Source organism: Vibrio sp. MA40-2, assembly GCF_047302445.1.
Taxonomy (GTDB): Bacteria; Pseudomonadota; Gammaproteobacteria; order Enterobacterales; family Vibrionaceae; genus Vibrio.
This window is the reverse complement of record NZ_CP178627.1, coordinates 1236481-1260159: the sequence shown is the minus strand read 5'-3', so window position 1 is coordinate 1260159 and position 23679 is coordinate 1236481. Positions and strand designations below refer to the sequence as shown.

The following is a 23679-nucleotide window of genomic DNA, read 5'->3' as shown; positions in this document are numbered from 1 at the left end:
AGTAGGCCATCTAATGACAACAGTAACGAGTCGAAATTATAGGGTCAAGTAGCTTCGGGGCAGAAATTTGTTAGTAGTATCGCGCCATACGACTTGCGCCAAGTTAGAAAAAGCATCTTGAAATCTTAAGCGCTTGTAGTGAATTCACACAGCGCATAGGTGGTTTAAAGGAGCCCAAGCTAATTCTTCCGAATGACCTAACTTCTTACTCCATATCCAACCGTTTAATTCATATTTTTGTAATAGAATCTCACCGACTGTTAGGTTGTGTTCCTTAGCAAAATAATCCTCAAGCACAGTTACTTCACTATTCTCGACAACTAGGATTTGTTTAGGAACCCAGCCTTCTTTGTTTTCGCCTCGGCATAAGATCCAGTTTGCCCAATCCCCTTCAGGGTTTGATTCCTCGACGAACTGTAACCGTTCCCCTTTTACTATTCGAATCGGCGACTCTGGGATATCTTGATAATCTTTAACAACTTTGTATTTCATAGCTTGTTGCTACTCCAAAAACATAATGCCTATTAGACGACAAATTGTCGTTTTTCATCCTTCCATGATGCAGTCTTTTCATATTAGATCAAATGATAATCAATAAGTTATGCCGTATAAAAGGAAACGAGGCTGCAAAAATGTGGCCTAATTATGGAAATGCTTATTTATCTATTTAATCTGATAAGTTTGAATAGGGCGAACCCATCTTAAACGGTTAGGTTTTTTCCTCAAAGCTCATTAGATGATAGCTTTCATTTCCTTTATCTGCTGTTTCCTGAATTGTGAACCCCTGAGAAATATAAAACTCGCTAGCCTGTGTGTTGTGAACAAGGCACTTGAGACTTAAGTTTTCGCTTCGACTTTTAGCATGATTTAACAGTTTTAAACCAACACCACGTCTAAGGTGTTTGGGGCTAACAAACAAATGATGAATGAAGTTTGGCGGATGATTTCAGGGGGAAATCGATGTCTTTTATATATGCTCATCTAGACGATATTGTCTTAGCATCAGTCAACTTGATCGTTCTCCCCCTTAATGACTGCCGATTCAATGTGCAATGGCTACTGGGAACATCTTAAAAAACGCTGTTCGAACAATCGGCCCCACCAATAGAAATTGCAAAGGCAAAGCAAAAACAAAGTTGAAAGCAAAGGCTTTACCATATGCCGTAAGTAGAGAGCCATCATAACCTTGAACAAGGGTAGCAACTAATGACATTGCAGCACACATAAGCAACACCATCAAGCCTGAAATATACAATATCTTCATCAGAAAAGGAGTACTTTCATCAGTAAACGTATTTACTAACTTTTTTACAACAGGTGCAACTAAAAACCAATCAAGGATGAATGCCGTCATAAAAATAGCTACGAACTCTAACGAAGCCAAAGTAGTCATTACTCCGATCTGGCGTGATGAAAGCACAGCATCATTATATAGCGTCATTCCTAAAACCATTAAATAGCAAACCATTACTGAAAAAATGAAATTCTCAAATTTGTTTTTTCCCATGTATCCCTCTAAAATATATGTCAACTAAGTTGACGTGCATTTTAGGGGGATGCACTTTTATTGTCAACCAAATTGACAATAATGAGTTGTTTAAATAGTATCGTTCCTATGTAATACAAAAAATAGACGAGAAATATAGAAATGAGTCACACTGATTTTTTGGAATCCTTAGGTGTTATTGATCTTATTAGTGAAAAACATAAACAACTTCGACATGAAACGATGACAAGGATAAAAAAGCATTTTGAAGAAAAATTTTCTGTAACTGATATTTATTTAATTAGTCTGATCCAACATCACTCGATAAGCTTAAGTGAAGCTGCGCGATATATGAAAGTAAGTCGACAAGCGGTTCATAAACAGGCTAATCATTTAATTGATCTTGGATTAGTGACACACACTATATCTGAAGAAAACCGCAAAAAAAAATTGATAACTCTTACGAAAACAGGAACACAGTTGAGTATGCAGATCAATATGATTAAAAATGAGTTAGAAGTTGAATTAGAAAATGAACTAGGCTCTAAGTATTACCACAAGATAAAAGCTTTGTTAAAAGCTGATTGGCAATTGGAAAAGAATGGCCCTGGCTTTCAATAAGAAGGACGACAAACTTAACTAAATGGGCTCGCAGTTTCTCAGTTGACGGTACTGTCAAGTTAACTGGTTTGAACCTCTACTGTTCGACGAAGTATAGATTAACTAGCGGTAATATCATGCCATTTGGCAAAAGCATCGGATCTTCGACTTTTGTAACATTCGGCACAACACGAGTGTCTTTGTAAATTGAAGACCTTAATAAATTATTGAGAAAACTCTGCGCATGTACTCTGCATTTGAGTTTTCGCATTGGCGGCTCTGTCACGCTTGTTGGTTCATGAGAACTTTCACACCGATTATTGTGATACTTGCTATGATAGTGAATTGCTCATGGAACAAGTTCTCTGTCAGCAACATTATAACTGCGCCATCACATCACTATCCCTAAAACTCAAGCTAAAACAGTAGTACAACCAGATGGTGTGTCGGATAATTTCAGGAGGGAATCGATGTCTTTTATAGATGCTCATAAGCAAATACTGGCATAATATTGGTTAACTGACAGTACCGCAAAATTTACTTAGCTACTACACAAAGACCTTTTAAATCTATCTACGAGTGATTCAGAACATTCTATAATTAACTTATCACTTTATAAAAAATTACCCAATTACAATAAAAAATTGTGCAATACTCCATATATTATATCTATTTCTCAAAATTTTAAGTACCATAAATTATAATATAAAAATTGATTTTTTACTTATTGTTTATTTAAAATAAAAAATTATCGTGTCATATTATTTGAATTTTATTAAGTTTAAATTATCAATTATTAAGGTATTTATTAAAATATTTTTTAAAAATAAAAAATTAGTATTCCATTAGGTGAGAATACAGTTAAATGTATTCTTTAAAAGGGAACCAAGTAAAAGCTTGGGCTGTACCCGCAACTGTAATTGGTGAACTGATAGCAATGAGCCACTAGACTTTGTCTGGGAAGGAGCTGTCATGTGATGACCCATAAGCCAGGAAACCTGCCTAGCGGAAATAGAAGCATGCGAGCGGGTGTCTCGAAGTTTATTCGTTATTTCTATATTAACCAATTCTCTCATCACCTCTATCGCCATTTCTATTTAAATTGACTTTTTAGTCAATATAAAATCATTGGAAATAGGTCTATGAAAATTTCACAACATTCCTGTAAAATACTTACCAAATTGGTATCTTCGGTGTTTATCCCTTCAATAATAAGTGCTCCTGCATTAGCGTATAATAATATAACGTCTTCCAGAAAAATTAATTACCACAAATCAGAAATTGTTCTGACTGCATTTTCCACTTCCTCTGATAAGTTAGTTGGTTCGGTACTCGCTATACAAAATAAAAGAGGCTTATGCGAATATCCTCGTTCGTTTTTCTTTTACTCCAAATATAATTCAAAAAAAATACATTATCCTCAAAGTGAGGATAAATATAAAAGCATACACACCTAAGTAACCAACTTGATGTACGAAGTCAATGTGAGGTGGAACGGTAAAAAATGTGATAAAGCAAGGTCTCATATTTTCCGAGCTCACTGAGCGCAATCATATACCTGCAGATGAGTGACGGTATGAAACATAAATAGGTAATCGCCCGTGCATTAATGCATGAACCTAAAAATTGATTTTTAGATGAGCCAACAGCAAGAGTGGTCAATTATTGATCAGACATAACGAGGTGAAAAATGAGTATGAGACCAGATAGCTTTTTAGAATTACAGGAGATAAGTAACATACTCCAAAACTTCGCTAACGCAACCAGCTTAGCGGTTGTTTTAGTGGATATAGAAGGCTGCCAAGTATTTTCTAGTTTCAATTTTACTAATTTTTGCTCTAAAGTTTGCCAAAACCCAAGTCTGCATGAACGGTGTAAAAATAGTGGTCACTGTGCTGGTTTAAAAGCATCAAGAGAGAATAAACTGCATGTTTATAGATGCTATGCTGGGTTAATGAATTTTTCTATGCCTCTAGAAATTGACGACCATTTAGTCGGATTTGTGCTTTGTGGTCAAGCGAGAATAAAGAATGCAAGTAATTTAGAAGACTGTCAGCCTGCTGATAAAGAGTGGATGAAAAATTCCGACGTAGTTGAGGATTATGAACAAATTCCAATTATTGACTACTCGAAGTTGTTCTCTGCCGCCAATTTATTAAAAAGATTGGTGAATATTTATCTTAAGAAGAGTACAGATTTTGTAACTATCAATGATACCCATCATAGCAAGCAGTTAATCCCGAGTCATGATAGTAGCCATTCTTATGATATTAAAATTAAAAAAGTAGTCAGATACATTGAAGCGCATTATTTCGAGGATATTACATTAGTAGACGCCGCAGATCATGTATTTTTGAGTCCTCATTATTTAAGTAAACTGTTTAAAAAGGAAATCGGCATTGGGTTTAATCAATACATTAATCAGCAAAGACTACAGGGAGCTAAGAAAATGCTCCAATACAGTGATTGGTCTATTGCAAGAATAGCGCATAATTTAGGTTATTCTTGTTCAAGTTATTTCTGTAAAGTATTCAGAAATACATATGGAATAACACCTCAATATTTTAGAAACTCAATATTAGAAGAGCAACAAACCTTAAGATGATCTTTACCGACAATACGAGCAAGCACTTAATGTAAGAATCGACTAATATTGGAGAGTTCTTAAACTTGATTTCTAACTATTAGAATGGATGTGAAAATTTGGTATGCATGTTCCTACTTAAGCAACATTGCTAATTATATTTACGTGTATACTACTGTATATTCTTCGTCGCTACTTGGTTCCTCAAAGAAACTATCAAATAGTGCAATATCTTTCTCTTCAATTTTGAACGAGTGACGGTCATTGCCATTGTTTCGCGTTTGATTTCGCTGAAGCCGAATTGCCAATGGAATATCAAAATAAATCTGAGAAACCTTATATCCTAGCTCACTAAAGTACTTCTGCGTTTCGACTCTAGATGACTTAGACCAAAAGCCCCAATCTAAATTGACATCAATGTCATTTCTCAAAAATTCCAAAGCTATTCCTTTAAGGTAATTTCGACTACCAGCATGTGAACTATCAAGTTCTTCACGAGTAGGGTTCTGCCCAAAAACTGCGAGATGTAGCTCATCTACAGATAAAAAAACCGTACCATCAGATTCTTGTTGATTGCGAGCAAAAGTTGTCTTGCCACAGGCGACCTTACCAATCAGTAACGTGACCTTCGCTTTCTTATTACTTCCCAATTTATAGCCACCTATGTTTGATAAAATTTAACGAAGTAAATACGTACTAAATATTAGCATGGCACCGGCATTCAAACTATAAACACTAGAAAAAATGGCACACAACACAAATTTTCTCTGGTAACTGTGATTTCTTCATCGTTTTTTATCTGGCCTTACGTGCCGCGATAATAACCTTCTCGCTTCAGCTTGCACCTGCGGCCTATTTCGCCATGACCACAGTAATTCTTTAGCTTGTTGGTAACTTTGCTTTAAATCGACAATCGCGTTCGGGTAATCAGTACCAATGTTTACCTCATACATCACCTGTTCCATCGGTGTTAACTTCCACGTTTCGTGCACCAATGGCGCTGGCACATGTTTTAGTTCCGGTACCCAGGTTTTGATAAACTCACCGTCACTGTCTTTCTCAAGCCCTTGCTTAACCGGATTGTATATTCGGATGGTATTGATGCCAGTAATTCCCGCTTGCATCTGAAATTGGCTGTAATGAATCCCCGGTTCGAAGTCCAAAAACAGCTGAGCTAAATGACTCACTCCATAACGCCAATCGATGGCAAGGTGGTGACAGAGAAAACTCACCAACATCGCACGCATTCTAAAGTTAATATAACCTGTCGCGTGTAAACAGCGCATACAACCATCAACCATTGGAATACCCGTTGCACCTTTCTTCCACGCCTCTAGGTTAGATTTGGCCTGGTCTCCCGTTGCTCGAGGTAAGTGCTCGTAACCGGCATTGACTGGTTTAAACTCCATACTACTTTCGCTTTCAAATTTTTGAATAAAGTGGCAATGCCAATGCAGGCGTGAACTCAATGCGACTAAACTTTTTCGCCATCCCGGTTGCTGCCAATGCCCTAAAAGACTTTGATAAACCTGGCGTAAGCTCAGATTACCCCAAGCCAAATAAGCCGACAGACGCGAACAATGGACCTGACTTAACGAAGGGCTCGACAAACTAAAGACATACTGCTGACCACGTTGATCATAAAAAGCATGTAAGGTGTGCCACGCCGCCATTTCCCCGCCACGCTGAAATAGGCTAGAACTAACATGGCCAGTTTCATTTACAGAAGGTAGTTTGGAACATGAGTTCACTAGGGAAATCCTCTCCGCTTTATTCGTGAGTATAGAAGTTTCGGTGTTACACCATGCCGTGTTATCTATCTCGATATCGAACGTTTGAGCGCGCATTAGTTTTTGCCAATCTTTATCCCACGTTCGACGGTGCGTTAACCCCCTTTTAACAGCACCAAAACCACTTTAAACCCAATTAATGTTCTGTTGCGAACACCAACTAGCTACGTTCAAATCACGCTCAAAAGTGTTATTTAGCCCTACTTCTTGATGTGAATAAATTGCGTCGATACCCATATCTTGGTGAATTGCTTGTATCGCACTTAGCGCATCTTGTTTAACGCAATACAACGCTCCATCAGGTAAACGAGATCGTATGTCTTGCAAAGATTGTGAAACAAAATTCCAGTGTCGCTGGCTGTAATGCGGGTCGTTTAGTAATAGTGGTTCGAAGCAATAGAAAAGTAGAACCGGTTTACCACTTTGAGCGGCATTGAATAAGGCTTCATGATCACTAAGACGTAAATCTCGTTTCAACCAAACTAGAGCAATACTCATGACGACGTCCCTAACCACTTATTGCGGTAGCTTCCATCGGGATCAAATTGAAGCGTTTGTTTTTCAATATTGAAATGTCGACCGCCACGCGGATCTGCCCCGACGCCAGCAATATATTGCCAATTTCCCCAATTCGACGCGACATCATGGTCCACCAATTGCTGCTGAAAATACGCCGCTCCGAAACGCCAATCAACGCCAAGCTCATTGACTAAACAACTCGCCGCAATTTGGCGTCCACGATTGGTCATATACCCAGTTTGATTCAACTCAGTCATTAACGCGTTGACCAAAGAGAAGGGAGTATTGCCCTCGCACCATTGTTGAAAACGCTCTTCGTTATAACGGGTTGACGGCGCTCGTTCAGCACCGCCTTGAAAGCGAAACAACTGGTCATTGAGTAATAACGCGGACCATTGAAAGTAATCACGCCACAACAATTCGAAACCAATCCAGTAGGTTGACTCATTAGCACCATATTGTACTTCGTATTGCTTAAGCTGATGCCATAGTTGTCTAGCAGACAGATTTCCGAGCGCTAAAAAATGACTCATTTTGGTCGAGTTTTGCCAACCATCTAAGGCGTTTCGGGTCTGTTTATAGCTTCTTGGATGCAGGGTTTGAAAATATCCCTCTAGGTGTTCAATCACATTTAACTCGCCCCCGTGAAATTCACTTTCATCGTGCGGTTTTAACGTGCTGCTATTGATCGAAAAAGTGGGTAAGTGTTTCCAGTCGGTACCCAGAGCGTCTGGGGTGGTAGTTGGTAAAACTAAAGGCGAAGGTAACGATCGAAGTGAAATCACTGTCGGATTGAAGGGATGAAGAGGTTCTTTTTCAACTAGCTTACGAAACTTAGAAAACGAGGAAAGATGCTGCTTTGACAAAGTTAATTGGCGCTCTGAAAACAAGGTTGTATCCCAATCCGATACAAATTCTACTTCTGGTAAAGACTGCTGAATCTTCTGCCAAGCGCGTTGCTCATACAAACCTATTTGCGCACAATGGCCGACAGCGTTGATCTGATGCTCTTTTACCAAGGAAATCATCACCTGCTCTACGTGACCGCTAAACAGCGATAGTTGATGACCGTGCGCTCGTAACTGGCTATCCAACTGCTGCATGGATTGGCAAATCAACCGCCAGCGATGCTGACCGAGTCGCTTGTGTTGATAGTTGTCGGCTTCAAACCAACGAGGATCAACCACATAAACAAATGCAATTTGATCGGCCTGTGTTAGCAAGGCCGCTAAACTGCGATTGTCTTGCAGACACAAATCATTACTAAACCAATAAATCGCTTTTTTCATCTTAAGCCTCGTTATCTAAGTGGTTCCCATTTCTTGACATGTACTTATGCCAATATGTGCTTAGCCAATTTGTAATAAGATAATTACGCACAACAAGCCCAAAAGGTTCACAACACGATAGACTCAATTCAATTTTTTTTGATATGACCTCGGCCAGTTAGCTTAGCTAGGTTAAAGATTGAAACAAAATGCCGAGATCGCCGACTCCCTTACAGCCGCATTAATTTACGCGGAATGACCGACTTGAAGTACGCACATAAAGTCGTAAGTTATAGCTACCGGAAATGTTAAGTCTAAATGGAAAACTCAATCCCAGTGACAGCAGAGTTGATCACTGGGTTTTCTCGCCAGTATCCTATAAATACTGAGAGTATTGAGGGTCAAAAAAGTGACTTACGAACACGTCATATGTAGGATCAGTAAAATTCGAATATCGAACTTATATCAGCTCATCTAGCATATCAGCACTATATTGGGTGAGCTCTTTACCACTTTTAATTTTTTCAATGTAATCTGGGTTAGCAATAAGTGGGCGACCAATTGCGATTAAGTCAAAATCATTATTTTCGATATGTTTGGCGGCTTGCTCGGCTGAATAGCCACCTACAGCCATAAAATGACCGGTAAATGTCTTGCGCATGTATTCTGACACTTTGCCGCCTAAATGCTCATACACCACGCTGTCATCAAAAATCCCAGCGTGTACATACGCTAAGTTCCTATCAGACAATTTCAGCAGTAAGTAGTCGAACACCTCTTTATCACGAGCATCAATTTCAATATGAGTGTAAGCCGCTGGTGACAAACGAATGGCGGTACGGTTCTGGCCAATTGCCGCGCAGATTGAATCGGTGATATCTAAAGCAAAACGAGCCATGTTTTCTGGCGTTTGGCCGTACTCATCATCACGAAGGTTAGTGTTGAAGTGTAGAAATTGATCGATTAAATACCCATTAGCCGCGTGTATTTCAACCCCATCAAAACCTGCTTCAATCGCATTTTTAGCCGCTTGAGTGTAATCCGCTATTAATTGAGCTATCTCTTCCTTATCGGCCGCTTTTGGCACTTCATAATGTAAATCACGAGCACGTGGTAAAGTCCCCTCAATTTGTATCGCTGAAGGGGCATAAACAATGCCTTCTCCAAAATAATGCGAATGAGCTTGGCGACCTAAGTGCCAAAGTTGAGCAAAAATTTTACCACCTTTATCATGTACTGCCGTGGTGACTTTTTTCCAACCGTCAATTTGAGCTTGAGTAAATAGCCCTGGCGTATTAGGAAAGCCTTGGCCATCAGCACGAATAATTGTGGCTTCACTAATAATTAAACCCACATCCGCTCGGCGAGCATAATATTCCACCATTTGATCCGTCGGGACTAAATCATCACTCGCCATGCAACGAGTTAAAGGTGCCATTGTAATTCGATTAGATAATGTTAACGTATCGTTAAGGTAATAAGGTTGGAATAAAGTGTTGGGCATAGTAAATAATCCTAATGCAGCATTAGTAAAAAGACTCATGGTTTACGCGAACAACCAAAGTGGGACTTGTTGTATTTTCATCTGTTCTTACTAGGATATAAGTGAGGCTTATTTAAATTACTTTCAAGGTATGAACTAAAAAATTTAAAACAGTGCCCTCGATTCAGAGGGCACAACTTCGCTACCAAAAAAATACCCATCAACACAACTCTTTCACTTGAGTCTGTATCTAAACTATGTAGATGATGTTGTATTAAAAACAAGAAAACTTTCAATCATATCAACAAACTAAAGAATCATTCATCAATCAAATAGCTTATCGAATAACAATTTGTTAACATCTATTGGAAGGAATTTAGCGACAAGACAGATAACCATTTAGATTCAAGGATTAGATCAACAATGGTCAATAATAGATGTAACTTACTAATTTTAATAGGGTTAGTATCTTTTTTTTCACGTGCAGCAGAGCCCCGTTTCTCTCTAGGCGGCGAGTTTGACCCTAAACGCTATCAAGCCACTAGCAAGACACCACCACTTGCTCGCGGTAATGCTGAGCAGCTACCAACAAGTTTTTCACTAAAACACTTTGCTCCCATGGTTGGTCATCAAGGCCAATCAGGCAGTTGCGTGGGTTGGTCTACAGGCTACGCCGCGAGAAGCATCTTGTATAATAAATGGGCCAACGAATCTAAGCCGCAAAAACCGAGTATTGCGGCTTTTTCACCTGCTTGGGTATTTAATCAGGTGAAACTGTCTAGTGATTGTGAGGGAGGCAGTTATATTTCCGACGCATTAGACTTACTGTCCGATACTGGCGCGCTTGCCGATTCAGAATTTCCTTACTCTGACACTCAATGCTTTCGGCTTCCCACGGCCAACGAATCTGACCAAGCTAATGAATTCACTATTGAACATTATCGCAGATTGTCATCTTCACTCTCTGCATCCTCTTTATCAGTAAACACCCGAAAAGCTCTCGCACGTGGAAACCCAGTGGTAATCGGCATGGCGGTGGGCAACACTTTCATGAACCATCGAGGTTCCGGCCCTATCGATTTCACTTATTCTGATTATGAAACTTATAAAACAGCCCCTTATAGTGAGTTTGGCGGGCACGCAATGGCTGTTGTCGGGTATGACGATAACCACTCTGGCGGCGCTTTTGAGATTATCAATAGTTGGGGGGAAGATTGGGGTAATAAAGGCTTTTTTTGGTTAAGTTACAAAGATTATCAAACCTTTGTTGTCGAGGCATATGAGGTGATTGGCCCCGAGCCAGACATTGAGCCGCCAGCAACGCCTGAACCTAATTTTACCTTGCAACCTAGTTTTTTCCACTTTGACGGTCGCCTGTTACCTTTAAGTGAAGATAACAACGAACTTCTCATCACCCAAAGCCTTGGATCAGGCGAACGTTTTCGTGCAGAACTTAAGGTACAACAAGACAGCTACGTTTACGTTATTGGTGGCGATCATACAACAAGCGACCATGTGGTGCTTTTCCCTCATCAAGCTATCGCTTCACCTTACATTGGAAAAAATGAAACGCTGCTCCTTCCAGGACCAACGGAAGATTACTTCTCTCAGTTAAATCAAACGGAAGGTAAAGACTATTTCATTGTACTAACCAGTGCTAAACCCATCGATGTTGCTCATATTGCCAAGGCGATGAGCAACCAGCCTCATTACGACTCAATTCAAATGAGACTGTCTGAAGTGCTGGGTGACAAATTAGTAAAAACGGAACTGAGTAACCTAAACTCGACAGCCTATTTACAAAAGTCACAAATTATGGCGACAGTGGTCAACATTAACCATATTTCAGCCCATTCAATCAAATCAGATCAGCAACCGCCACAGATCGTATTTACTGATCCTGAACCTGACATCAACACCATAGCCACGCAGGCCATCCAGTTGATCACAACAGAAGAGGTACTTCGTGTGCGAGGTTCAGCGCAAGATCAAAGCCGAATAAAGAACGTCACTTCCGATCAAGTAATACAGGCACGCTTCTCATCTAGGGGCGCTTTTCAGCTGGATTTTGATCTGAGCAGCTTGAGAAACGGAGACGTTTTACAAGCCAAAGTTAATGCTGTGGATGAACATGGCAATGCAGCAACCACTCTTCTTCATATTAAGAAACAAGCACAATAACCCGAGGTCAATCAATGAAATTGATAAAATTTGTACTCACTACCTTCCTATTGATGCTAGTGATCCCGGTTAGCTTTGCTATGGATATTCGCAATGCCGATCCACAACAGCTTTATACATGGGCAACCTCCTCTAACAATAATAATCTTAGATATTATTTACGTTCTGTGCTCGCGGAACGTTATCCACACAGCCCCGAAGGACAATTTGCCCAAGCTTGGCTCGAAACACAGATCGGAAATAAAGAGAAATCAACCAAGCTCCTTAGACAGACCATTTCTCAATCAGATGATCTTCATACCGGTTATTTTAACCTTTCGGTTGTTCTCGACGATGGAGACGAGAAAGTAGGACTGCTAAATAAAGCCTATCAGGCTGCGGTAAGAAATAATTACATTGATGCTGATTTCTATCTTCTAGAGTACTACGAAGTACAAGCTAGAATAGACAACACCACTGTTTTAGACGCCTTTGGCCCTCAACTTAAGTCAGGTAATCAAATAGAGCGATCCTTGTATTACTACCTTAAGTCAGCTGAACTTCGGGATAACGGCGAATTCTTCCAAGCCATGACCACCGTTTATGAGGCGGTGTTTAGTTACCCCTCAACCGATAATATTAACAGACTGTACGATTATACTGTTCGCTACCAAAAGCATATCGGCGCTTCACGTCAAGAATTGTACACTGAATTAGAAAGTAGAGTAGTTGAATTAATGAGGCTAGATACACAGCCAGCTATAATTGAGCATGTATTCAGTAGTTTAGCCAGTACTTTAGATGCCGAGTTTGAACTAGAAACTAACAGCTTAGAAGCCCAACTCTATGAGCAAGCCTATCTACAACGTCATTCCCCTGCAATGGCCCTGGAATGGGGGATAGCGTTAGGCGCCCACGGTGTTGGTCAGTATGAAAAAGGACGCCGAGTATTAGAAAACTTAATGGTAGAACTTCCCGATTACGCAGATGGATGGGATGCACTGGCTTACTACTATTACGAACGATCTTTCGATAAAAACAAATTTGTCGAAGCGTCAAAGAATTCAATAAACACCAGTAAAGGGACAACAGAATTGTTCCGATTTTTGCCGACTCTTGCTAATCGATACTCGGCAATGGCCATGCAAGATGAAGCCTTGAAAATTCTCGAAAACAATTATTCTAAGCTCATTCATCATGACAATAGTGATTACACTGGCTATTACTATGCACTCGTTGAAACTGCTCTTACCGCGATGCAATTCGAAAAAGCTGACTACTATTTAAACGAAGCAATAAGCAAAGTCGAATATAACCAGTATTGGGAAAAATATCGAACCTTCATTGATATGGCTCTTAGTGGTAAAAAACAAACGGAAGCATTCTATCAAAACAACCCTTTCTTACATAACTGGGAAGATCAATTTGGCAAAAGCATCCAGTTGTCGCTAAATTTTGCTGTTAACTCCGCCAAGATACCGACATCAGCCTACAAAGACCTTGATAAAGCCGCCCTAGCCCTAAAGCGTGAGGGTGGTGAAAACTATCTGTTTGAAGTAGAAGGACATACCGACAGCTCTGGCTCTGATGAAGTGAACATCCCTTTGTCGAAGAAACGAGCTGAATCCGTCGTTGAATACTTTCAACGCAAGCATGGTATATCCTCTAATAGACTCATCGCCAAAGGATTTGGTGCAACGCTTCCGGTGGCATCTAACTGGACAGACTCAGGGAAAAAACGAAATCGACGGGTTGAAATCAAACCCATGGGGAATATTCAACAACCTGAATTTGCGGTTGTTGGAGATCTACGCTCCGAAGGAGCAGCATTCAGCAAGGATGGTCGCTTCATGGCCTCTGGTTACAACCCTATTCGACTCTGGGATCTAGAACGTGGTATCACCATTAGAGAGCTCTATTTTGGGGGAGCAAAACGTGAGTTTTCGCCCGATGGACGCTATCTCGCCGTCATTTCAGATGGGACATATTATGGAGGAATCAAGATATCCGCTCTTTATATCGTCGACACCAAAACCGGTATCTTGCATGCGCCTGTTTCACAGTTTGGCATAGGTGCCAAATTTTCCGAGTTATCATGGAGCCCAGACAACAGTAAGATAGCTTTTACTAACAACCATGGTCATGTGGGTCTATTCGACGTGACTAAGAATAAACTAATCAAAGCTAATCGCATCTCTAATATCAGTATTGGTGGTCCTATTGCGTGGGTTGCAGCAACCAACCAAATTGCAGTGGCGCAGGCTAATTCCAATAAATACCTGAAATTATTTAATGCCGACACACTTGAGCTGGAAAACACATTCGATGGTGTTGATTGGGCGCACTCAATGACCTATGTCCCTGAGCACCAGAAGCTGGTTGTGGCTAACAATAACCGGACATTCTCTGTCTACGATGTTCGCTCACCGGAGACCTATGAGACGTTTTCTCACTCTTTACCAACACCGAGCCATATGGTGCCAATTGCTAGTAGCGACTACGTATTAATTAATGACAAGTTTTCATCCAAAGCCGTCAGCTTTTTCAATTTTGTCGATGGTACGGGAGGAACAATTAATGAATACGAATCCGATCCTTATATAGGAATGAGCCCAGATGGCCGCTATGCTTTAGTCTCATCAAACGAAAAATTAGTACGCTATGACTTACATAGCGACGACATACTAACGCCAGTTGCAGAGTTTGAGCCTGCAACACCTATTGCGCAGCATCTCACGCTTAACAAAGAACACAACTTTTTAATCTCAGAAGACACGGATAGTACGGCCATATGGCACTTACTAGAAGGTAGAAAAGTCCATACCATCGATAAAGTTAACCACTTGCGATGGTTCCAATCGGATAACGACTCGTCTAACTATTTCTCTTTAACCAAAGAAGGGGATTATGTCAGCTTTAATCTTAATGACTTTAAGCTGATTCAGCACCCCTTAAATTTAGGATTCGAGCCCACGAATATTACCTATGAAGGTAATAAATTGGTTATAGCTGGTGTCGAGCAAGATAGTAAAGGCAAAGGGGGCAAAGGGTATATTGCTCTCTATGATCTAACCTCCTTAAAGAAAATGTCACAAACCACTGTTGCGTTAAATACATCCGCTCTCTCTTTTAGTGTTTGGTATGGTGGGTTTTCTGACTTAGATTTGTCTGACGACGGTTCACGTCTACTTGCCTTAACTTGGTGGAATGATGGCGGCCGAGGTAACACTGACTCCAAAGCTGTTTATGTCTGGGATACCGATAGCCTAGATGAAAATCCAAAAATGCCACGCACCAGTAGTACGCCACTCGTCAGTGCTGATTTTATGGAGGGTGACACCAAGACGGCTTCAATCCACGGTCTGACATCATCGATGGATATAGAGATATCGACTTCAAAAATATCTAATTACCAAAATTCGTTCAGTGAGATCCCAACCTACGATAACAAACCACGCCTTTCACGCGACAAAAAAACACTCATCTACGGCGAGAAAACACTCGCGTTAGCCAATCTAGCTAAATCTGTTATCAGTGATGAAAAACTTAACCTAGCGATTGTGTATACCCAGGCCAACAGCATGGAGTTCTACCAACTTGATACTCTTGAGAAAAAACTCACCATCCAGAACCGCCGCGATGGCGAATGGGTGGCATATACACCAAACGGTTATTACAACGCTTCATTGAATGGTCTTGAAGGCGTGTATTGGTCTTTTGGGGATTACCTTCTACCCTTTGAAAACCTTCAGGAAAAATATATCAGCCCACAAAGAGTAAAACAGGCTCTGCTCGATATAGTTGATAAACGCAAGACTGATGACAAACCCATCATTGATAACGATGTTATAGTTGATATGCCCTATGACGTGGTTTTGGTTGGCAAAGATAATGTGACGACCGACCAAGAAAATTACACCGTGCAACTAAAAGTCACCAAGACTGACAAATCAAAACCTGACCCAGATTTCTACTTTACCATCAATGATCGCAAAACCCGTGGCTTTGAATCTGATCCATTTATTGATGAAGATGAAAGTATTACGGTTACTCGTAAGGTGCCACTTGGCATTGGCGAAAACATCGTCACTGCCCATTTACTCTATAAAGGAGTGGTGACTTATACGAAAGAGATCGTCATCTCTCGAGAAGAAAGTAAAAACGAAGGTAGCCGCGGCACTCTTTGGTTCTTCGGTGTTGGTGTTTCTGAATATGAAAATCCATTGCAAAATCTCGATTTTGCTCATCGAGACGCACTTGAGCTAGAGAAGGCGTTGAAAAAACAGCAAGGTAAATTGTTTGCGAAGGTACACACAAAGGTTTTAACGGATGCCCACGCAACGGCTCGCGACATCAAAATAGAGATGAATGAATTTCTTGCAAATGCAGGAAGAGACGATCAAGTGATCATATTTATTGCTGGTCATGGCATTCAAGATGGTAATCAGAACCTTTATTTTATGGCTCATGATAGTGAGTTAAGCAAGCCATACACAGGAATGGCCATTGGTGAGTTCAAGGCATTTTTAGACCGACGTCCTGTTAACCAAAAAGCGCTGTTCCTGCTGGACATTTGCCACTCTGGTAGCAGCATTGATAAAGGAAGAATCACCGCAGAAGATGCTGTTAAAGCGCTTTCGCAAGGTACTGCTACAACCGTATTCAGTTCTTCAAAGGGAGCGCAACAATCATTTGAAGATGAGGCATACGGCGGTGGTCACGGAGCCTTCACCTATAGCCTATTACAAGCGTTGCAAAAGGGCGATGAAGAAATGGGAGATGGGGACGGCTATACCAGTTTAATGGAAATGATTTTCTATACTATTCGTGAAGTGCCTCGTTTAACTGATCGTGCTCAGACGCCATCTATTCCTGTATTGATTAATAACGATGACTATCCATTGGCAGAAGTACTATGATCCATATTTAAGAGTTAACTTAATTAATTTTAGTTCAACATAAGAAATTGTTTTTCAAGCCGAGTCTCTTTAATACTCGGCTTCTTTTATTGGAAAAGTATGATACTGATCCGGTTCATCCCCGTGGGTTCGGGGAACAGATATTGTTAACTAAACACACCTTAATATAAATGTTGGACGCAACTAACCTGCATAGAGATTTGAATTTTTCATCAGCAGATTATCGCACAATTGATTGAGAGGCGGTTAAGTTGACAGTACCCTAGAATGATATGATCTACCTAGTTGATGCTCTGCCCACGAATCTTGAGTGTAATGAACTGGTTCAGATGCATCTGAAGTAAAAGTAATACCTTTACCACTGCTTTTTCTCGTGATTTTCTTGAAAATTGAGTCCCCGATGGCATGAGAATTTTCAAGTAATCCAAAGCAACAACACAATTTACAATAACCTTTCGTACTCAATACTTTCTCCTGTAAGCCAACGCAAAATTGGAGCTGAACACTTAAGTTAAAATGTAATGGTAAAAATCAAGAGCTAGCAGTTAATCTACTCGCTCTTGAAATTTCTATTATCCTTTAATGAATGTTCGCATTAGTAGTAAAGTGACTTATTGATTAAAACTTTGTGTGAACTCGACAATTCGTGCGGCATTTACTCCTTGGTCACTACGGCCGATACGAGACACACTTCGAATATCCACACGGCTTGCATCGTTTATCGGGGTAACTTGAACCACTATATCGTCCATAAAACCAAAGAAAGTAGTTTGAGCGGTTGCCTCAAAGCGTAATGCTTGTGGTTGTTCAGCCACTATTTCCCAACCTTTGTCTTGTGCAATCTTTATAGCTTTTGCATACGCATCAGCAGTAGAAAGGTTGGACGATATCGGTTTTATGTACGGATACGCTTTTTTCTGTATTGTGGCGATTTCTTCTCCAGCATAAACCAAAGAGTTTTTAGCACCTGCACGCGTATCATCTAACACTAAAAATTCAGGTGGGTTATCAGTGTCAGTGGTAATATCATGAATAGCAGGGGCACGTTTTGCTGGTTGAATGATGCCTTGCAACATAGGTGCAACAAGAGCTAACCCTATCAATGTGGCAACCAAAGATTTCATTGTCCCAATACGGTTACGAGTAGCTAATTGAGATATAAGTCCTAGCGTACTTAGAATCACGACGAAAAGACCAATTGGATTGAGGTAATTTCGAATATAGCCAAAGCCAACGATGGGATCCCATAAACCAAAATGAGCGCCAAATATCATCACCATAACCGCTAGTACAGCGGAAAAAGCGACAACTAATAATAATGTTCCAATTAGAGAAGTACGATGATTCGTCATTTTTTATCCTTTTACAGTTATCTATCACTAATGATGAGCCATTCCTAGGCTCACCAGTAAGTCGTTTTGTTATTGGGAGTTGTTCGTCATTACTGTTGTGTTCTTTGACTTGAACAACTTACAGATCAAGACAAAAAATAGTGGAGCAAAATAAATCACTAATAACGTTGCTCCCAACATACCGCCTAATACAGATGTTCCAATCGCGTTACGTGCGTTGGCACCCGCTCCGGTACTAAGAACCAACGGCAAAACACCCAGTCCAAACGCCAAGGATGTCATGATGATAGGACGTAAACGCATTTCGCAAGCCTGCACAGTAGCATCAATAATATTGACCCCTTTTTCATAAAGCTCTTTGGCAAATTCAACAATTAAAATTGCGTTTTTGGCGGTCAAGCCGATGGTAGTTAACACACCTACTTGGAAATAAACATCGTTCTCTAGCCCTCGGAACATGATCGCTGCGAGCGCTCCGAGTATCCCTAAAGGAACAACAAGAATAATCGCGATAGGAATGCTCCAACTTTCATATAAAGCAGCTAAACAAAGGAAGACCATTAAAATGGAGATAGCATACAGAATTGGTGCTTGGTTTCCTGCTTCTATCTCTTGATATGACATCCCCGTCCAGCTGACTTGCACATCATTTGATATCTCTGCCGCTATTTTATCGATTTCAGCCATGGCTTCACCCGTACTATAACCTGTGGCGGCTTCGCCGACGATTTGTACTGCAGGGTTGCCGTTATACCGTTGTAACTGTGGAGAGCCTTGTCCCCAGTGGTAAGTACTGAAAGCAGAGATTGGTACCATCTCATCGCTGTTATTGCGGACAAACCATAAATCAAGGTCTTCTGGAGTCATGCGATATTCTGCATCTGCCTGAATGTAAACTTTTTTTGACCGGCCACGGTCGATAAAGTCATTGACGTATGATGATGCCCAAGCAATCGAGAGTGACTCGTTAATATTGTCAATCTCTAAACCTAGTACTTTGGCTTTTTCATAGTCGATATCAAGGAAAAGCTGAGCGGTATCTTCTAGACCATTGGGTCTCGTACTATTTAATATTGGGCTTTGCGCAGCCGCTCCTAGCAATTGGTTTCTAATCTCAATCAGTTTGTCGTGGCCAACAGCGCCTACGTCTTCTAGATAGAAATTAAAGCCAGTTGATGTACCAAGCTCTCTGATTGGTGGACTGCTAAAAGCAAAGATTTGTGCATTTTTATAACTTGAAAATTTCCCCATAACGCGGCCAATAATGGAATCGACATCGGTACCGGGTTCAGTTCTTTCCGACCAATCTTTGAGGCCAATGAAAGCCATTGCTGCATTTTGTCCTGAGCCTGAAAAATTGAATCCAGATACAGTAAATACATGGTCGACAGTATGTGACTCATTTTCTTCAAAGTAGTCTTTAATATCCAACATGACTTCTTGTGTCTTTTGCAATGTTGTACCCGTCGGTGTTGTCACCATTACCATGAAGTCACCTTGATCTTCATTCGGCAAGAATGAACTTGGAACCGCGTTGTAAAGATAAGCCGTGCCTGTGAAAAGTATTAAGTAAACAAAAACGAAGCGCAATGGACGTTGCAAAGTATGTTTAACGGAACCTCGGTAGTGAGTGGATAATTTCTCGAATGCTCTGTTAAATAATGCGAAAAACTTACCGTTAGACTCTTTATCGACAGGTTTAAGTAGTGTTGCACAAAGAACAGGAGTAAAAATTAATGCCACGACAACGGAAAGAACCATTGCTGAGACAATGGTTAACGAGAATTGTTTGTAGATAACACCGGTTGAACCAGACATAAAGGCCATAGGAATAAATACAACAGATAACACCATAGTAATACCGATTAAGGCACTAGTGATTTGTTCCATTGATTTCTTGGTTGCTTCCAGTGGCGAAAGGTTTTCTTCATGCATTAAACGCTCAACATTTTCGACAACCACGATGGCATCATCAACGAGTAAGCCAATTGCTAATACTAAACCGAACATAGTGAGTGTATTGATTGAAAAGCCTAGCACAGCCATTACACCAAAGGTGCCAAGCAGTACGACAGGAACTGCGATGGTTGGAATTAAGGTTGCTCGGAAGTTTTGTAAAAACAGCAACATGACAACAAAAACAAGTCCGACAGCTTCAAAAAGTGTTTTGACGACTTCTGTGATAGAGAGGCGAATAAATAAGTTATTATCGGTTGTTTTGACCAGTGCTAACCCATCAGGAAAGCCTTTTGAAAGTTGTTCAAGTTTTGCGTCAACCGCATTTTGAGTGTCTAGTGAGTTAGCGCCTGTTGCAAGGGTAATTGCAATACCAGAGGAGTCTTTACCCATATAGGCTGGTATTGAAGAAGATTCTTCACTGGCTAACTCTACTCGTGCGACATCTTTAAGTTTAACCTGAGCACCATCACTATCGACTTTAATCAGAATATTCTCAAATTCTTCAACACTCGTTAATAGGCTTTGCGCTGTGATGCTTGCATTAATCAGCTGAGAATCAATGGCTGGAGTTCCACCTAATTGTCCAACCGTAACTTGACTATTTTGAACGGACACAGCATTTGATATATCAACTGGTGTGAGGCTATAACTATTTAATTTGGCAGGATCTAACCAGATACGCATTGCATAAGATGGACCAAAAATGGTGACTTCTCCTACACCGTTCACACGGCTTAGGATATCTTTAATACTTGAATTTGCGTAATCTTGGATGTCACCCGCACTCATGCTGCCATCAGGGGAGTACAAGTTGGTCACGGACATAAAACCTGATGTACTCTTGGTTACAGAAGTCCCTTGATTTTGAACTGCTGTCGGTAGGCGATTGCTAACTTGTTGTAAGCTATTTTGCACTTGTACTTGAGCGGTATCTGGATCGGTGTCAGCACTAAAGGTCAACGTAATACTGGCATTACCTGAAGAGTCACTTTTAGACTCCATATACAGCAAATTATCCAATCCTGTCATGCCTTGTTCTATGACTTGTGTGACACTGTCTTCAATTGTTTTGGCTGAAGCGCCAGGATATGAGGTTGAGATAGTCACTGCAGGTGGTGCAATCGTTGGATACTGTGCCACCGGCAAAGAGACAATTGCTGCAATACCTGACAACATAATAACAATTGAAATGACCCAAGCAAAAATCGGTCTGTTAATAAAGAAATTCGATAAGGGCATGCTTTAGTCCTCACTTTTTGAAGTAGAAACAGGGATTGTTTTGCTACTATCGACTAAAACAGTGGTGTTATTTTTCATGTTAATGATATTACTGATCACCACTTGATCTCCGCTACTAAGCCCTTCTTTAACGACCCAACCATTATTAACTTCCGCTCCTAGTACCACAGGTTTTTTCATTACCTTATTCTCTGAGTTAACGACAAATACTGAAGGTTTTCCTGATTGGCTTCTTACTACCGCTGATTGCGGCACAACGAGATAGTCTCTTGCTTCTGGCATAGAAATATTGGCACGCACGTACATACCAGCCAGTAATATATTGTCAGGATTTGGAATAATGGCGCGCAGTGTTACGGTACCTGTCGAATCTGAAACTAAGGTGTCGAAAAACTCCAAATGGCCTACTTCGTCGTAAGTACTTCCGTCTTCCAGTGTTATGGATACAGGGATTTCTGCATTCTTGTCCGCTAAAGTGGAAAATTCTTTTCGTATTTTCGTAATGGCTAAAGAAGACTGTTGCATGTCAACATACACGTTTTTAGTTTGTACGATTGTGGTAAGGTAAGATGACTGCTCTGCTGTCAATAAAGAACCTTCGGACACTAAAGACAACCCTGCTTGACCTGAAATAGGCGCTTTGATTTTAGTATAAGACAGTTCAACGTTTGCATAATCTAACTCTGCTTGACTAATAGCGACTTCTGCTTGAGCTTCTTTATATGCGGCGTATGCATCATCAAAATCCTGTTGGCTTGTTAACTTTTTCTTGAGTAGTTCTTGATAACGAACAACTGTTTTTCGAGCGGTATCTTCACTTGTCAAAGCTTTAGCTAGTTGAGCTTGTGCGCTATTGACGTTTGATTGATAAGTGGTAGGGTCTATTTCGTAAAGTATATCACCGGCTTTTACCTGAGAGCCTTCTTTATACAGGCGACTTTTTACTCTGAAAACTACGGGATCTCTGATGATGGCGTTCTTATTTATTTAGCTAAAAAGTTTGGTCTAAATAAAGATAGGTTCGTAATGTTATATAACTCTGAAGAAATTAAGCAACAGACACGAATGGATTTTTCCTTTGCAAAACAACTCCAAGTAACCGCATTCCCAACGATAATTGTAAAAGATTTAGCGGGGTATGCGTATTTGACTGTTGGGTATCAGCCATATGAAGACCTGAAAAAACTGGTTGAGGCATGGTTAACTGACGAACTTCCAGAGAAAACTTCAGGTAGCTCTCCAGAACCAATCAATTCATGTTTTTTTGAATAAAATTATAGGGTTAATGTTATCCATTACTGATGGAGCATGGATGTTTACCTGGTAACAAGGATAGTGAAATATGGTATATCAGATAGGTCCCAACGGCTTTCGGTATTGGGTAAAGTTAAGTCGCGTTGTTTTTAGATAACGACAAAAGCTATACCTAGCCCAGTAAAGTGTTCTGTCTGACTAGTACAAAACACTTTACTGTTAGTGCGCTATTATATTGTTTTTAATGATATTATTGGAATTTATTGAGAAAACCAAAGCTTAGAAGTATTGTCAACAGATGTCATCAACATCGTGTTTTTATCAATCATATCAATTTTCCGCACTTGTAGCATATCGATTAGAAACAGTTCTTTTAGTTTCTCGACGTTTGTATGATCGGTATAATTGCCACTTATCGACGATACATCATGGATATCGCCTGCCTCTAAAAATAAATAGGCATCATCATATCTCCAATGACCAATGTTAGAAATTTCTATAGTGAAAAGAATATTATTTTCTTCGCCATATGCTTCGATAAAAGAGTTTTGAATGTAGGATTTATCTTCTAGATATTTAAAATTACTCATTATGGATGTTGTGTATAATTTATCTAGACCCATTGATGCTTGGTCATAATATTCATTTGGGACCATAAATTTCATATTTGAATGCCATGTAGCCGAGGTCAAAATAGAATGTTCAAATTGGTTTTTATGATAAAACATAGCAAAGGCTATCATGATAATAGCGACTAACCAGAACATAAAAAATTTATTTTTCATCACTATTTAACCTTATGTCACAAAATAAGTTCATGTCTATGTTTTTTGAAATTAATGTATAACTAGCACTGTTACTTAAGTATTGATCTATGACATTAATGACCAATTCATTTCTAGAAGTACTCGATACTATAATTTTATCGATAGTATCAGGCTGTAAATTATTAACTAATAGTTGAGTTGTGCAGTGTTTTATTTCTGGTTGAAGATTATAAAATTCATAAAATGACTCTAAGGTGTAGATGTCAACATTATAAATAGTATCAACTTGTTGTAATTTC

14 protein-coding genes, 2 pseudogenes and 1 riboswitch are annotated in these 23679 nt (G+C 40.0%); of the genes and pseudogenes, 5 read left to right on the top strand and 11 right to left on the bottom strand.

The window, feature by feature from the left end; genetic code table 11:
• Nucleotides 1-144 precede the first annotated feature (144 nt).
• The 3 genes from ACLKML_RS05590 to ACLKML_RS05580 form a co-directional block, all read right to left on the bottom strand.
• Nucleotides 145-492 (bottom strand): SH3 domain-containing protein, encoded by a 348-nt coding sequence (locus tag ACLKML_RS05590; protein ID WP_413282728.1) that lies wholly within the window; start codon nucleotides 490-492, stop codon nucleotides 145-147.
• Between the two features lie 217 nt (nucleotides 493-709).
• On the bottom strand, nucleotides 710-928 hold the full coding sequence (locus ACLKML_RS05585; RefSeq protein WP_413283729.1) for a GNAT family N-acetyltransferase: 219 nt from the start codon (nucleotides 926-928) through the stop codon (nucleotides 710-712).
• A 114-nt stretch (nucleotides 929-1042) separates the two neighbouring features.
• Nucleotides 1043-1507: a DUF2798 domain-containing protein gene (locus tag ACLKML_RS05580; RefSeq protein WP_413282727.1), complete on the bottom strand. Its 465-nt coding sequence runs from the start codon at nucleotides 1505-1507 to the stop codon at nucleotides 1043-1045.
• A 141-nt stretch (nucleotides 1508-1648) separates the two neighbouring features.
• Between ACLKML_RS05580 and ACLKML_RS05575 the strand changes: the two genes are divergently transcribed.
• Together ACLKML_RS05575 and ACLKML_RS05570 are read left to right on the top strand one after the other, a co-directional pair.
• Nucleotides 1649-2107 (top strand): MarR family winged helix-turn-helix transcriptional regulator, encoded by a 459-nt coding sequence (locus ACLKML_RS05575; protein ID WP_413282726.1) that lies wholly within the window; start codon nucleotides 1649-1651, stop codon nucleotides 2105-2107.
• A gap of 809 nt (nucleotides 2108-2916) precedes the next feature.
• Nucleotides 2917-3107: riboswitch (cobalamin riboswitch) on the top strand.
• A 675-nt stretch (nucleotides 3108-3782) separates the two neighbouring features.
• On the top strand, nucleotides 3783-4691 hold the full coding sequence (locus tag ACLKML_RS05570) for a PocR ligand-binding domain-containing protein (protein ID WP_413282725.1): 909 nt from the start codon (nucleotides 3783-3785) through the stop codon (nucleotides 4689-4691).
• 140 nt (nucleotides 4692-4831) lie between these two features.
• On the opposite strand, the gene ACLKML_RS05565 is transcribed toward ACLKML_RS05570, so the two are convergent.
• The 4 genes and pseudogenes from ACLKML_RS05565 to ACLKML_RS05550 all read right to left on the bottom strand — a co-directional run bounded on the left by ACLKML_RS05565 (nucleotide 4832) and on the right by ACLKML_RS05550 (nucleotide 9751).
• Entirely contained in the window at nucleotides 4832-5320 is a 489-nt protein-coding gene (locus ACLKML_RS05565; RefSeq protein WP_413282724.1) for an ATP-binding protein, read from the bottom strand.
• A gap of 135 nt (nucleotides 5321-5455) precedes the next feature.
• Nucleotides 5456-6958: pseudogene (locus ACLKML_RS05560) on the bottom strand (deoxyribodipyrimidine photo-lyase/cryptochrome family protein).
• Nucleotides 6955-8268 (bottom strand): DASH family cryptochrome, encoded by a 1314-nt coding sequence (locus tag ACLKML_RS05555; RefSeq protein WP_413282723.1) that lies wholly within the window; start codon nucleotides 8266-8268, stop codon nucleotides 6955-6957. The pseudogene ACLKML_RS05560 and the gene ACLKML_RS05555 overlap by 4 nt, the downstream one beginning before the upstream one ends.
• Nucleotides 8269-8707: 439 nt before the next feature.
• Nucleotides 8708-9751: an alkene reductase gene (locus ACLKML_RS05550; protein WP_413282722.1), complete on the bottom strand. Its 1044-nt coding sequence runs from the start codon at nucleotides 9749-9751 to the stop codon at nucleotides 8708-8710.
• A 402-nt stretch (nucleotides 9752-10153) separates the two neighbouring features.
• Here ACLKML_RS05550 and ACLKML_RS05545 point away from each other — a divergent pair, with 402 nt between their 5' ends.
• Complete coding sequence (locus ACLKML_RS05545) at nucleotides 10154-11911, top strand: C1 family peptidase (RefSeq protein ID WP_413282721.1); 1758 nt, start codon at nucleotides 10154-10156, stop codon at nucleotides 11909-11911.
• A gap of 14 nt (nucleotides 11912-11925) precedes the next feature.
• Nucleotides 11926-16809 (top strand): OmpA family protein, encoded by a 4884-nt coding sequence (locus ACLKML_RS05540; protein ID WP_413282720.1) that lies wholly within the window; start codon nucleotides 11926-11928, stop codon nucleotides 16807-16809.
• Nucleotides 16810-17420: 611 nt separating this feature from the next.
• Here ACLKML_RS05540 and ACLKML_RS05535 read toward each other — a convergent pair.
• From ACLKML_RS05535 to ACLKML_RS05525, 3 genes and pseudogenes are all read right to left on the bottom strand, one after another.
• The gene (locus ACLKML_RS05535; RefSeq protein WP_413282719.1) at nucleotides 17421-18161 is read right to left on the bottom strand and encodes a DUF1499 domain-containing protein; all 741 of its coding nucleotides are present in this window, start codon (nucleotides 18159-18161) and stop codon (nucleotides 17421-17423) included.
• Between the two features lie 69 nt (nucleotides 18162-18230).
• Nucleotides 18231-21359 (bottom strand): efflux RND transporter permease subunit, encoded by a 3129-nt coding sequence (locus tag ACLKML_RS05530; protein ID WP_413282718.1) that lies wholly within the window; start codon nucleotides 21357-21359, stop codon nucleotides 18231-18233.
• A 3-nt stretch (nucleotides 21360-21362) separates the two neighbouring features.
• Nucleotides 21363-22307, bottom strand: a pseudogene (locus ACLKML_RS05525) (efflux RND transporter periplasmic adaptor subunit); the annotation flags it as partial.
• Here ACLKML_RS05525 and ACLKML_RS05520 point away from each other — a divergent pair.
• A complete protein-coding gene (locus ACLKML_RS05520) occupies nucleotides 22224-22631 on the top strand; it encodes a DsbA family protein (protein ID WP_413282717.1) in 408 nt (135 codons plus the stop codon). The pseudogene ACLKML_RS05525 and the gene ACLKML_RS05520 sit on opposite strands and share 84 nt — an antisense overlap.
• Before the next feature lie 242 nt (nucleotides 22632-22873).
• Here ACLKML_RS05520 and ACLKML_RS05515 read toward each other — a convergent pair whose 3' ends face one another.
• On the bottom strand, nucleotides 22874-23398 hold the full coding sequence (locus ACLKML_RS05515) for a regulatory protein ToxS (protein ID WP_413282716.1): 525 nt from the start codon (nucleotides 23396-23398) through the stop codon (nucleotides 22874-22876).
• Nucleotides 23399-23679 lie beyond the last annotated feature (281 nt).

Coding starts and splice junctions, on each gene's coding strand:
- ACLKML_RS05590 (WP_413282728.1), bottom strand. CDS start 492: ATGAAATACAAAGTTGTTAAAGATTATCAAGATATCCCAGAGTCGCCG.
- ACLKML_RS05580 (WP_413282727.1), bottom strand. CDS start 1,507: ATGGGAAAAAACAAATTTGAGAATTTCATTTTTTCAGTAATGGTTTGC.
- ACLKML_RS05575 (WP_413282726.1), top strand. CDS start 1,649: ATGAGTCACACTGATTTTTTGGAATCCTTAGGTGTTATTGATCTTATT.
- ACLKML_RS05570 (WP_413282725.1), top strand. CDS start 3,783: ATGAGACCAGATAGCTTTTTAGAATTACAGGAGATAAGTAACATACTC.
- ACLKML_RS05555 (WP_413282723.1), bottom strand. CDS start 8,268: ATGAAAAAAGCGATTTATTGGTTTAGTAATGATTTGTGTCTGCAAGAC.
- ACLKML_RS05550 (WP_413282722.1), bottom strand. CDS start 9,751: ATGCCCAACACTTTATTCCAACCTTATTACCTTAACGATACGTTAACA.
- ACLKML_RS05545 (WP_413282721.1), top strand. CDS start 10,154: ATGGTCAATAATAGATGTAACTTACTAATTTTAATAGGGTTAGTATCT.
- ACLKML_RS05540 (WP_413282720.1), top strand. CDS start 11,926: ATGAAATTGATAAAATTTGTACTCACTACCTTCCTATTGATGCTAGTG.
- ACLKML_RS05535 (WP_413282719.1), bottom strand. CDS start 18,161: ATGACGAATCATCGTACTTCTCTAATTGGAACATTATTATTAGTTGTC.
- ACLKML_RS05530 (WP_413282718.1), bottom strand. CDS start 21,359: ATGCCCTTATCGAATTTCTTTATTAACAGACCGATTTTTGCTTGGGTC.
- ACLKML_RS05515 (WP_413282716.1), bottom strand. CDS start 23,398: ATGAAAAATAAATTTTTTATGTTCTGGTTAGTCGCTATTATCATGATA.